The sequence below is a fragment of the Coprococcus sp. AF38-1 genome, assembly GCF_003603945.1.
Lineage (GTDB): Bacteria > Bacillota > Clostridia > Lachnospirales > Lachnospiraceae > Coprococcus > Coprococcus aceti.
Window position 1 is genome coordinate 1 of sequence record NZ_QVGO01000009.1, and the last position, 12,428, is coordinate 12,428.

The 12,428-nt window shown below is 46.1% G+C and carries 9 protein-coding genes; 8 read left to right on the top strand and 1 reads right to left on the bottom strand.

Features of this window, described 5'->3' with window-relative positions; all coding sequences use genetic code 11:
* The first annotated feature begins 240 nt into the window (after positions 1-240).
* The 4 genes from DW025_RS13290 (at position 241) to DW025_RS13305 (ending at position 6,069) form a co-directional block, all read left to right on the top strand.
* Positions 241-798 carry a hypothetical protein gene (locus DW025_RS13290; RefSeq protein WP_133302891.1) on the top strand — a complete coding sequence of 186 codons (558 nt, stop codon included), beginning with the start codon at positions 241-243 and terminating at the stop codon, positions 796-798.
* 118 nt (positions 799-916) lie between these two features.
* Positions 917-2,029 (top strand): metallophosphoesterase family protein, encoded by a 1,113-nt coding sequence (locus DW025_RS13295; protein ID WP_118018400.1) that lies wholly within the window; start codon positions 917-919, stop codon positions 2,027-2,029.
* A gap of 2 nt (positions 2,030-2,031) precedes the next feature.
* Positions 2,032-3,594, top strand: a complete 1,563-nt coding sequence (locus DW025_RS13300; RefSeq protein WP_120000328.1) for an ATP-binding protein — start codon at positions 2,032-2,034, stop codon at positions 3,592-3,594.
* A gap of 27 nt (positions 3,595-3,621) precedes the next feature.
* Positions 3,622-6,069 carry a hypothetical protein gene (locus DW025_RS13305; protein WP_120000330.1) on the top strand — a complete coding sequence of 816 codons (2,448 nt, stop codon included), beginning with the start codon at positions 3,622-3,624 and terminating at the stop codon, positions 6,067-6,069.
* 218 nt (positions 6,070-6,287) lie between these two features.
* Here the strand turns inward: DW025_RS13305 and DW025_RS13310 are convergent, their stop codons facing one another.
* Positions 6,288-8,225: an ABC-F family ATP-binding cassette domain-containing protein gene (locus DW025_RS13310; protein WP_120000332.1), complete on the bottom strand. Its 1,938-nt coding sequence runs from the start codon at positions 8,223-8,225 to the stop codon at positions 6,288-6,290.
* 238 nt (positions 8,226-8,463) lie between these two features.
* On the opposite strand from DW025_RS13310, the gene DW025_RS13315 reads away from it, so the two are divergent.
* Genes DW025_RS13315 through DW025_RS13330 form a run of 4 tightly spaced genes read left to right on the top strand, consistent with a single transcriptional unit; the run spans position 8,464 to position 12,253 of the window.
* Complete coding sequence (locus DW025_RS13315; protein WP_117549138.1) at positions 8,464-10,260, top strand: hypothetical protein; 1,797 nt, start codon at positions 8,464-8,466, stop codon at positions 10,258-10,260.
* An 18-nt stretch (positions 10,261-10,278) separates the two neighbouring features.
* Entirely contained in the window at positions 10,279-11,328 is a 1,050-nt protein-coding gene (locus tag DW025_RS13320; RefSeq protein WP_120000334.1) for an FAD:protein FMN transferase, read from the top strand.
* A 9-nt stretch (positions 11,329-11,337) separates the two neighbouring features.
* Complete coding sequence (locus DW025_RS13325) at positions 11,338-11,706, top strand: NusG domain II-containing protein (protein WP_120000336.1); 369 nt, start codon at positions 11,338-11,340, stop codon at positions 11,704-11,706.
* A complete protein-coding gene (locus DW025_RS13330; RefSeq protein ID WP_022216220.1) occupies positions 11,696-12,253 on the top strand; it encodes a Gx transporter family protein in 558 nt (185 codons plus the stop codon). Before DW025_RS13325 ends, DW025_RS13330 begins: the two co-directional genes overlap by 11 nt.
* The last annotated feature ends 175 nt before the right edge of the window (positions 12,254-12,428 follow it).

The window sequence follows — 12,428 nt, forward strand, 5'->3', positions numbered from 1 at the left end:
TGATAGGAGTCTCCAAAACTTTTGGTGGGAGTTCGATTCTCTCATCCCCTGCTAGACAGGCGTCAGAAACCTTGTAAAACCAAGGCTTCTGGCGTTTTTTGTTTGTGGAAAAACGAAATCCGTAATAATTACGGAACGAAAATCAAGGAGCAATATACTTCATGTATGAACTTAAGAGACAGTTTTCTACTGTTGAATACAGGGAGAAAACACATGTGTATCAGACAGGAGGTATATGATATGAAATTTTGGACAGTACAGAGGAGAGAATTGGTTGATAAGGCATTAAGGGAGGGAGAGTACCAGCCGGAATTGGAATTGAGCTATTATGTAGGTATAAAAGAGGAGCTGGGCGAACTGTACGAAACAATAAGAAATGCATTCTGTAATGTGAATGGAGTTGAGGTTCCAGGGCTTGTGTTTGCATTTACCAAGATGAAGGGAGATAAAGTCTCAGAGTTTTCGGACATTGATGATTTCCGTGCTTATATGAAAGAACATAAGGAGTCGATATTGTCGCTGTGGAAGTATTTCAAGACAAAGGACAGGGTGATAGTTGAGCTGGATGTTCCGGAGGATTTTAATCCTATATATGTAGATATAAATGATTTCCAGTTTCTCATGCCACCGTTGGTATTCCCTGCTCCATATACCCCTTGGAGTTATTGGGAGATTCTGGGAAATATCAATGATGGTGTGATAGGGGCTTCAATATACCCAAGTGGATTAGGTCAGGCCCATCTGCCATCCATCAAAAAAGAACATATAGTCGAGGTTTATGAGATGTTCGACATATAAGAAAATATGATGTAGACAGGGTCCGCGGCATATGCCGTGGACTTTATTCTTTATGAGCAAATTTTAACGTAATATGTTAATATAGAAAAAGAATAGAGATGACTGAGGTTGAGGAACTATGAGAATAATACACTGTGCGGATATCCATCTTGATTCAGCCCTGAGTGCACATCTTGGAAGAGAAAGAGCCAGAGGCAGAAGAAATGAGATACTTAACACATTCAGGAAAATATTCGGGTATGCTGCAGAGAATGACGTGCAGGCGGTAATAATAGCGGGGGATCTCTTTGATTCAGAGACAGTGTCTGCCACGACGATAAATGTTGTTCTGGGGGAGATAGCGAAGTATGCTGACATAGATGTGTTCTATCTGAGGGGAAATCATGACCCGGATGAAAGCTTATTTGCGGGGCGGAGACTCCCAGAGAATCTGTATTTATTCGGAGATGAGTGGACGCAGTATCAGCTTAAGGGATCACATATAGTGATCGCGGGCGCTGTGCTGAATGACGAAAACTGCAACAGCATATATGATGAACTCGAATTGGATGAGAACGATATAAATATTGTCACACTCCACGGACAGGAGCAGGAATATGGCAGGGCTCGCAACATGAATGATGTATGCCTGAAGAAACTCAGGGGAAGAGGCATAGATTATCTGGCACTGGGACATGTGCACGGAAGAAAGCTGGAAAGCCTTGATCACAGGGGATTCTACTGCTATCCGGGATGTCTGGAGGGCAGGGGCTTTGACGAGTGTGGTGAGCACGGCTTTATGGTGCTTGATGTGGATGAGAGGAGGCATACGGTTGAGACCGAATTTGTGTCATTTGCCTATAGAAGGCTGTTCGATGTGGAAGTGGACGTGACAGGGGCAGAGTCAAGCTCTGATGCGGCGGACATGATCGCAGACAGACTGTATCAGGAACTGCCGGGGACAATGGAAGATGAGTCCAGGGACATGGTGAGGGTATCCCTCACAGGCGCGGTAAATGTTGAGAGCGAGATAAACACGGATTATCTGACTAAGCAGTTTCAGGATTCGTTCTACTATATGGAGATCTTGGATCACACGGATTTTCAGGTGGATTACACGAGGTATATGAATGATGCGTCCCTCAAGGGCGAATTCGTGAGGAAGGTCATGGGGCAGGATATGAGTGAAAATGACAAGGCATATGTGATCCAGACAGGACTCAGGGCTCTTGCGGGCGAGGAGATATTTTAAGTATGAGATTGATATCTTGTTATATAGATGGATTTGGCAAATTGAATAACATGGAAGTCCAGTTCGAGGATGGGATAAATACATTTGTCCAGGATAATGGCTGGGGTAAGTCGACTCTTGCTGCTTTTATCCGGGTCATGCTGTATGGCTTCGACGGTGAGACGAAGAGAAATGACATTGAGAATGAAAGAAAAAGATATCGCCCGTGGTCGGGGGCTGCCTATGGCGGAGAACTGGTATTTGAGAGCAGGGGCAGAAACTACAGGGTTCAGAGGACATTTGGCGCGAAGAAGAGCGATGACAAATGCGTGATATACGACGAGGCGACTCATGCTGTAACAGGAATGTTCACGGATAAGCTTGGGGAGGAGCTGTTTCATGTGGATTCTGCGTCATTTGTGAGAAGTATGTACATAGGGCAGGATGACTGCCGGACCTGGGCGACGGATGGGATAAGTGCTAAGCTTGGTAATATCGCTGACAGCACGGATGATATAAGCAATTATGAGAATGCCAGACAGATACTGAAGAATGTTATAAACAGGCAGTCGCCAACCAAGCGGACGGGGGAACTGTACAGGAGAAAATATGAGCTTGATGGGATGCGTGAGCAGGTCAGGGAGCTTGATGGAATAGACAGAAGTATAAATGAGCTGAATAAAAATATCCGTGAGATAGAAATGCAGAATCAGAACCGGATGGGACGACAGCGTGACAGTAAATATATCATGACAGGATTTTGTGCGTTGATCGCAGCACTTCTATCTCTGGGAATGTGGAAATTTATGCTTGGAATAGAAGAACCTGACGATATGGCTATGATTATATTTGTTGTATGTGCAGGTATGTTTTGGGTACTCGGAATCTACTACATTATACGCGGGATAAATGAAAAGATCAGGCACAGGAAGAATAAGGTGGAAGAGCCGGGGGATGCCGCTGATGATACCAGATCGGACGGATCAGATGATATATATACAGCCGATGACGAATCCGATATGGATGAGGAGATGTCGGTCTATATGGCAGAAAACATGAGACTTGGCGAGTATGCCAGGGAACTGGCGGAGCTCAAGCTTCGAAGACAGGAGATATCTGCTGTGAAGGCATCGTTGGCGGATAAGAAAAAGGCTTTGGAAGACGATCTGCACAGATACGAGCTCAACGTAAAGGCGTACGAGCTGCTGGGGGAGGCCAGGGATACATTTGCAGTGGGACATTCGGTGCCAGTCATGGAGGCATTTGACAGGTATTATGAGTGCGTTACAGGAGAGCATGCAGGAAATGTACAGGCGGCCCCGGATATGACAATCAGGTACAGAGAGCAGGGAATGTACAGGGATTCTCAGACCTTGAGCTCGGGACTGGCGGATATCCTCGGAGTGTGTGTAAGAGTTGCAATAGTGGACAGCATGTATCAGGATGAAAAGCCGATGCTCATAATGGATGATCCATTTGTCAATCTTGATGACAGAAATATGGCGGGGGCGAAGAAATTTGTGGAGAAGATATCGGAAAAATATCAGATATTGTATTTCACATGCAGCCAAAATCGTGTACTATAGATACATAATAAATACTCAGGAGGAAGTATGTTGAGGACAATAAGGAAGGGATTGTATAAGTCGAATAACGTAAGATTTCTTGCTCTGCTCATCGCTGTGGCATTTGTTCTGCTGACGGAGATGGCGTGTGTGGGGAACATGACGGCCAAAGCGGAGACTGCAGGGGATGTGGCTGCATCTGTATATGCGGATACGGAGGCTCCGGGGGTGGCGACGCCTACCAGCGTGGTGGAGAAAACAGCACTTAAGATGAACAGCAGTACATATGTGTTTACGAACTCCACCGATGGCATGTTCAGACTCAGCTTTGCGGAGGGCGAGAGTTACTTCATTGGTTCAGGTGAGGACAGTGATACACTTATCACATATGCACTGATAAGATATAACTCCAAGTTTTATCTTGTCGCAGCGGATGACAGCGATGCAAATGTGGAGTATAACGGAAGCTACACAGACACCAGCTTTGAGATGCTGAAGTCAGCGAATTATAATTCTTCAAGCAGATATGTCAACATGAGCGTTAAGAGCGGCAATACCATAGAGCTCAAAAAGTTTACATTTGCCAGGGACTATTCTGTAGCTCTGACAGGATATTACAATGGAGTGTATTATAGCGAGGGCAGTCCGGCGACAGGACTGTTCACAAGATCTGGGTACTGTGATTACTTTGTGAGTGGCAAGGCTGTTGTGGGAGATGGCTGGTACAAATATGGCAGCAGTTCACCGGCAGGGGAGCTTGTCGACGCGGATATATCCGGAAGCATGTCTGGAAATGATGTGAAGTATATCCAGCTTTTTGATGGGCATGTTGTGAGCGCTTATCACGGCAATTATTTCTACAGCTATAATGGAACAGTCAGGATCACCGTCAAGAATAAGGCTGTCATGGTAAATAATATAAAAGTCCTGTTTGACAAGAATGGAAATGCGTACAAGGGACTCAGAACAGAAAATTCCAGAGTGTACTACTACGAAGCGGGTATTCCGGTCAAGAACGTGGTGAAGCAGTTTGGAGAAGACTATTATTACTTTGGAAGTGACGGCGCTGCGGTGAGATCGACCTGGATCACATCAGGAAACTGCGTGTATTATTTTGCGGTGGACGGCAAGGCAGTAAGGCGGATGCAGTCGGGAAGACTGTACCAGTATTCGTCGGGGAAATGGACCAGTACGGCAACCGGAGTATACGAGGTAAACAGAAGATATTATTACTTTGTGAACGGTGCGAAGAGCAACGTCACGAAGTGGTATGAGATCTCAAGGGATAAGAAGTATTACATAAGAAACGGAGAGGCAACCTATTTTGTACAGGTGGACGGCATAAGATACAGATGTCAGAAGGTGGCGAGCGAGGGCGGCTGGACGGCTGCGGTGAATGCGTGGATACCTTCATTTGGACATGTTGTGCTCCACACGGACAGCACGGGAATGTCTGATGCGATATATTACAGATCGACACATACTGTATCGGGATATGCAGACACGTACAGAGTATTCTCGAATAACAGATGGATAGTAAAGAAGAATTCTGTGGTGAGACTGCAGGGCAACTGCAGTTACTTTGGTAAAACAGGTAAGGCTGTCAGAACAAAGGGCTGGCAGACGATTAGTGATTACAGTGCGGCTTATGTAGGCGATGAGGGAACTGTAACTGAATATGTGTATTATGACGAGAGTACAGGATATTCCGAGTACAGAAGTGGCAAGCTGCTCAACGACAAGTCTGAGGGTCTTAAGAACGCCAAGATCAACAACAAGAAGGTGTATTATTTCAGCGATGCAAATGGACGCTGCAGTAAACTCACGAAGATAGTAGTGGGTGATGTGGAGTATGAATTTGACAGTTGGGGAAGATGCTTCAAGACAGATTCGATAAGCTGGGATTTTGATGAATGGATGAAGAGGGTTGTCAATGAATATCTGGGCAAGACAGGAATCTACTGCAATGTATTTGTGGCAAATGCGCTTAGATACGCAGGCAGCAGCACTCCGGGAAGTGATATGTCAGTCAAGTACACTGACTTTGCAAATGGCGGATTCGTGATCAGTTCATCAAATATATGCTCAGACTGGGCACTCCGCAAGGTCATCGCCAAGGCGATTCTGGCGCAGAATGGAAGCTGGGGTGAGGCGACGTATTACGAGCTCACAGCGGACAGGGAGGACTTCTCATACGATGCGCTCCTGCCTGGTGATATAGTTGTCTACTATACGAATGGAGAGCCGACCCATGTCGGAATCTATTTTGGAAAGTTCTCTTCAGCGACTGCACTTAAGCAGTATCTGAGAAAGCTTGGAGTTCCGGCTTCGGCATGTGAGGCATATGTGCATGACTGGGGTTCTAACAGCGGAAATATGCCTGAATACTGGATCATTCAGGGTGGAATGGGCAGCAGCGATCAGGTCTATATAAGCAATTCTGCATATGATCTGTCGGGACAGTATGCCATGAAGATAATTCATGTGAGACATTAGAATGTAGAGAGATTGACATAAATTTACAGGGAACTGTGCATGAGACATGTATGAACAATAGATGTACAGGAGACTGTGCATGATAACAAAGAAAACACCATATATGAATACGGTGAGTGGATACCTTATATGGATCCTCTTTGCTGTAGTCGTATATGGTGTTTTTTGTATTTGTTGATATAGTTAAGCCTGCAGGTTTGACATGAGCGATCCCGCCATCAGTCCTCCTCGGACAGTTCCTCCCATTTTGTGTAGAGCTCGTTGAGTTCTGTGTCGGCTTCGTTCCTCTGCTTTGTGAGGTCGTTCAGCAGACCGACATTTGTGGCGTTCTCAGGAAGAAGAAACTGTTCATCGATCTCAGCGATCCTGTTCTCAAGTTCCTCGATGGATGCCTCAAGCTTCTTCAGGTCATTTGCCTTCTTGCGCTGCCTTGCCGCTTCAGCTTTGCTTTCCTGCCATGAGAGCTTGGCCTGTGAGACAGCGGGAGCGGTCTGGGCCGGTGCGTCAGAGACTCCGCTTATTGGAGTGAATGGACTTCCTGAATCTGTGGAATACGTTCTGTGGGTCTCGTAGTAATCGTAATTGCCTATATAGCTTGTGAGCTGTTTGTCCCTTAACTCGATGATCCTTGTGGCCGTCTGGTTGATGAAGTATCTGTCGTGAGATACATACAGGACAGTGCCGGTGTAGTTCCTTATGGCATTCTCCAGGATCTCTTTTGATGTGATATCCAAGTGGTTCGTCGGCTCATCCAGAATAAGAAAGTTGGCGGAAGAGAGCATCAGTTTGGCAAGGGACACACGTCCACGCTCGCCACCTGACAGATCCTGTATCCTCTTGAACACGTCCTCACCTGTGAAGAGGAATGCCGCAAGGACATTACGGATTCTGGTGTTGGACAGATCAGGGTAGGCGTCGCTTATCTCGTCGAATATGGTGTTGGACATCGTGAGTACCTGATGTTCCTGATCGTAGTAACCGATCTTGACGCGTGATCCAAGTATGATAGCTCCGGCATCTTTGGATACAAGCCTGTTGATCATCTTCAGTATGGTTGTCTTTCCGGTTCCATTTCCACCTATCAGGGCGACGTGTTCGCCACGTTTGATATCCATATCTATTCCTGAGAACAGATTATTGTCGCCAAATGATTTGGAGAGTCCTTCGATCGTAAGAACATCCTCGCCGCTTAAGACATTTGGCTCAAGAGTGATCCTCATCTCGGATGCAACCTCGGTTGGCTTGTCGAGACGTTCTATACGTGAGAGCATCTTCTCACGGCTCTCTGCACGTTTGATGGACTTCTCTCGGTTGAACTGCTTGAGCTTCGTGATGACCTCTTCCTGATGCTTGATCTCCTGTTGCTGGTTGAGATATGCCTTCATCATGTTCTCACGGATCTCTGCACGCTTTTGTGCGAAGTAGGTGTAGTTGCCATTGTATACCTGGCTGTGGCCATTGTCGAGCTCGACTATCTTGGTCACGATCTTGTCGAGGAAATAACGGTCGTGGGAGACGATGATGACGCTTCCCTGGTAGGATGACAGGAAGCCCTCAAGCCATGAGATGGATTCCATGTCCAGATGGTTTGTCGGCTCATCGAGGATGATGATATCCGGCTTCACCATGAGGAGTCTGCCGAGTGCAAGTCTTGTCCTCTGGCCACCGGACAGAGAGTCCGTGTGGCGGTCATAATCCTCCTTGGAGAAACCTAGTCCTTTGAGAACTCCATTTGCCTCGCTCTCACAGCTATAGCCGTTCTTATATTCGAATTCGTGGGTGTAGCGGTTGTAGAGCTCCAGAGATCTCTCGAGCTCCTCACCGGACTGCTCAGCCATAGTGTGTTCAAGTTCGCGCATCCTGTCCTGAAGCTCAAGGATAGGCTTGAGTGCATCCATCATGACTCCGCGGACAGTGGTGTTGTAATTGCTCTCCTGATACTGGGACAGATAACCGATTGTCCTGTCCTTTGACACTATGACCTGACCGGAGTCAGCACTTTCCTCACCCATTATTATCTTGAGAAGAGTGGTCTTGCCGGCGCCGTTTATGCCGACTATAGCCATTTTCTCCTTTTCCTCAAGATGAAAAGAAATATTGTCCAATATAACATCTGTGCCAAATGCTTTGCAGATGTTCTGGCAGTCTAAAATCATAATTTAACCTCTCATTTGTGTTCTAGCCTTTTAATTATATATACAAGCCTTTACTTTCGCAAGAAAATGGAGTGGATTTTATACTATAAGGGTGGAATTGCACTGTTTTTTATAAAATGTTCATATTATTTTAAGCAAAATACACAATTATTGTGATATACTAGATAAAGATATGCGTGGATATAGGAAAGACGCCGCAGGGCGGATTGATATATAATTACAGAAAAGGAATGATGGAATGGATTATAGCATCTATGACTATAATAGTGACGAGAAGCTTCTTCAGGAACAGGAGATAGAGGAGATCAACAATGTGAAGATGAGTCTGCTCAACACTCTTGTCACGAAGCTGAACAATGCGGGAATATATTTTAACAGTACATCGAGAATCAAGTCAGAATCGTCACTTCTGCACAAGCTGGAGACTGGTAAATACTCCATGCAGGAAGGTGGAAGAAAGATTCAGGATATCATAGGTATACGAATCAACCTGTTCTATCTGGAGGACATGGATATATGTGAGAAGATACTTGAGGAGACGTTTCTTCTGGACAATTGGTCCAAGACGAAGAATGAGGAGAACAAATTTGAGGCACAGAAATGTAACGGTGTGTTCAGGATACCGAGCAAATATCTGCGAAACATACCTGCAAGTGTGTGGAACAAGCCATTTGACCAGACATTTGAGGTACAGCTCAGGACGGTGCTCTTCGAGGGTTGGCATGAGATAGAGCATGAGATGAGATATAAGTATAAGCTGGGTTCTGATTCCAAGGAGACCGATCTGTGGACTGGACATGAGGATCTGTCCAGAGTCATGAACAGTATCATAGCCAATCTGGAGCTGTGCGACTGGTCTATCATGCAGATTTTCAACAGTATTCACGACTCACAGTACAAGGAGAAGAACTGGGAGAATGCCATAAGAAGCAAATACAGGCTCAGGATCACGCAGGATCCGCTTAAGCCTGAGCTCAGGGAATATCTGGACAACAATCCGGACATCGTGGCGCAGTTCCACACTGTGAGCAAGCGCGAACTGGTTGAGATACTGCTCAACAAGAAGTATCACAAGGAGCTGACTCCTGACAGAGTTATTTATCTGATCAACAAGGAGATAGTCCACAACGAGTATATATCAAGGCTGCTTGACAAGGAGCAGTTCGTTCCAGCGGTCAGACCAGAGGTGAAGACTGAGATAAAGCCTATGGTTCCGAATGTTGTGTACAGCCACAGGGTAGGAATACCTGCGGCGGGTTATGACAAGGCGTGTGAGATCATATACAAATGGGTCAGAGAGCACATCAGTATGGTGTTCCCACAGATGCCCGAGGAACTCACGAGTGTGGATTATTCCACCATAGGATATAAGGTATATATAACATATGAGGCCGGTGAGTTTCATATGGATTTCCAGCACATAAGCAATTCAGAGGCTGGTGCTATATGGCATGTGACAGTGGATATGGTGAGTGCCGGGGATATATATGATGTGAATGTGGAGAACATATGTGAGACCATCAACGTCAAGGAGAGAAGATACAGCAGGCCAAAGTTCATGAAGGATATGTTCAATCAGGTTGGCTTTGTAGACGCCGGGATAGTCATGGAGGAGGGATCAAGCCCTGAGGAGATCAGCTATGACAAGCTGAATGCGATTGTTGAGAGCCCTGATAGATATATGCCGATCATAGTCATAGTGAAGCCGGATGAGATACCAGACTGGGCGATAGACTGTGATGGATATATACTCAGAACGGATATGCTGAAGAAGACCCTCAACGGTTTGTGTCATGTATATCTGTGCAGTGGAGACTGCAAGAAGCGCTACGAGGAGGAGTACGGTAAGGAATCCGTGGATGGTGGAGTTATGATGTGGGAGAAGAACAGTAACTACCCGATATTCTACTCCATGGATATCATCAACCAGAGCTTCTTCGAGGAGGTAAACCACAGCATCAATGAGAATGTGGAGTACGAGAAATCCTTCAGATATTCGCTGAGAGAACAGGTTCACGATGAATATCTGAAATAACACAGAGGTAGGCAGACCATGAAGAAATGGTACAGGATAGCAGCCGTAGTGGTTGTCATGGTGGCTGTGATTGCTATGGTCATCATATCAGGCGTGAGACGGTCAGGTGAAAGTGAATATACAAGGAACACGATCACCATGGGAACGGCTGCGTCATTTACAGTGTATGGAAGCCATGGCAGTGAGAATATAGACGGGATGCTGAAGCTCATAGACAGCCTGGACAAGGATGTGCTGTCATGGCGCTCAGCGGACTCTGAGATATACAGGGTGAACAACACATATAAGCCTGATGAGGATATCACTGTGAGCAGCGAGCTTGCGGGTGTGCTGAAGCAGACGCTTGACATATCGAGGGCTCATGACGATCTGTTGGATATCACCATACGGCCTTTGGCGGATGTGTGGGGGATAGAAGATGGCAGGACAGAGATTCCATCACAGGCGGATATAGACAGTGCACTGAGGCTGGTGGATGTGTCAAAGGTAAGCGTGGATGGCGATACGTTAAGGATATCAAAGCCTGGTATGATGCTTGATCTGGGAGCAGTCGGCAAGGGATATGGCTGCGACATGGCAGCAGAGTATCTCAAGGGTACTGATGCGGCCGGTGCATGTGTGGCCCTGGGCGGAAGTATAGTTGTGTACGGAAGCAAGCCTGATGGTACAGCCTGGAAGGTCGGTGTCAAGGATCCGAGAGCCGGAGAGGGAACGATCATGGGTGTCATAAGCTTTGGCGATGGGGAGACGGCATTTGTATCCACATCGGGAGATTATGAAAAGTATTTTGAGCAGGATGGCAGGAGATACCACCACATACTTGATCCCCGGACAGGATATCCGGCATGGAATGGCACTATAGCGGCCACGGTAGTTTGTGATAACGGACTGACCAGTGACGCCTTGTCCACACTGTGTATGCTGATGGATAAGGATAAGGCTATGAAGACCATTCAGGAGTATGGTGCGGAGGCCGTCATCATAGATGAGGATAAGAATGTGTATGTCAGTGAAGGCCTGAAGGACCGATTCACCATAACGGCAGAAGACTATAAATTGGCAGAGTGATGTGAAGATATGGCAGGATGGTTTAGAAAAAAAGATCTGATATTGTGTGGAGTCCTTTTAGTAGCGGGAATTATATGCTGGCTTGTCATGCGGCTTGTGCTTCCGACGGGCAATACCGCGGATGTGTATATAGATGACAAACTGGTGCAGACCATAGACATGACAGTCGACGATACCTATGAGTTCAACACGGACAGGGGCAGCAACACTGTTGTGGTTAAATCTGGGAAGATCAGTGTCGGTGATGCGGACTGCCCGGATAATGTGTGCGTGAATATGGGCTGGAAGAGCAGGAGAGGAGAGACTATAACCTGTCTTCCGCACAAGCTTGTCATAGAGATACAATGTGGCAGGGAAAGAGATATAGATGTGCAGTAGAGATAAAAATGATCAGAAAAGTTCAGAGACGGCGGTGGATAGAATGCATGGCTGGAGTACAAAAAGGATCACATACACAGGTATGTTCGTGGCCATAGCCATGGTATTTTCCTATCTTGAATCCATGATCCCGGTGAATATAGCTGTTCCGGGAATCAAGCTGGGACTTGCAAATATGGTCACCATAGTTGTCATGTACAGGCTGAGGATATCAGATGCGTGGATAGTGTCACTGGTGAGAGTGGTGCTGTCGTCGCTGTTGTTTGGCAATATGACGGTTATGGTATACAGCATGGCGGGAGCGGTGTTGTCACTTCTGGTCATGACGCTTTGCAGGAAAAAGGATCTGTTTGGTCTCCTTGGAACGAGCATACTAGGCGGAGTGAGCCACAACGCAGGGCAAATAGCAATGGCAGCACTTCTCATGAAGAGTGGCAATATCATGTTGTATATGCCGGTGCTGTGCATATCGGGAACTATAGCCGGTGTGTGCATAGGCCTGGCGGGGGCTGTGCTTGTCAGAAAGCTTCCGTCCATAGAATATTAGAATGATATCCGAATGAATTTATAAATGATCACATGTAAGATACAGAAAAGACATAAGTGTCTATATCTTATATGTGATCGTTTTTTATGCGGATAAGCAGAAGAATTTCCATATTTTAAAATGATAATATATCCCCATTTAGGTTGTTTTTGAGGGCTTAAAGCGTTATTATATA

Excerpts from the sequence above, each read along its gene's own strand:
- DW025_RS13290 (WP_133302891.1), top strand. The coding sequence starts at position 241 with ATGAAATTTTGGACAGTACAGAGGAGAGAATTGGTTGATAAGGCATTA.
- DW025_RS13295 (WP_118018400.1), top strand. The coding sequence starts at position 917 with ATGAGAATAATACACTGTGCGGATATCCATCTTGATTCAGCCCTGAGT.
- DW025_RS13300 (WP_120000328.1), top strand. The coding sequence starts at position 2,032 with ATGAGATTGATATCTTGTTATATAGATGGATTTGGCAAATTGAATAAC.
- DW025_RS13305 (WP_120000330.1), top strand. The coding sequence starts at position 3,622 with ATGTTGAGGACAATAAGGAAGGGATTGTATAAGTCGAATAACGTAAGA.
- DW025_RS13310 (WP_120000332.1), bottom strand. The coding sequence starts at position 8,225 with ATGATTTTAGACTGCCAGAACATCTGCAAAGCATTTGGCACAGATGTT.
- DW025_RS13315 (WP_117549138.1), top strand. The coding sequence starts at position 8,464 with ATGGATTATAGCATCTATGACTATAATAGTGACGAGAAGCTTCTTCAG.
- DW025_RS13320 (WP_120000334.1), top strand. The coding sequence starts at position 10,279 with ATGAAGAAATGGTACAGGATAGCAGCCGTAGTGGTTGTCATGGTGGCT.
- DW025_RS13325 (WP_120000336.1), top strand. The coding sequence starts at position 11,338 with ATGGCAGGATGGTTTAGAAAAAAAGATCTGATATTGTGTGGAGTCCTT.
- DW025_RS13330 (WP_022216220.1), top strand. The coding sequence starts at position 11,696 with ATGTGCAGTAGAGATAAAAATGATCAGAAAAGTTCAGAGACGGCGGTG.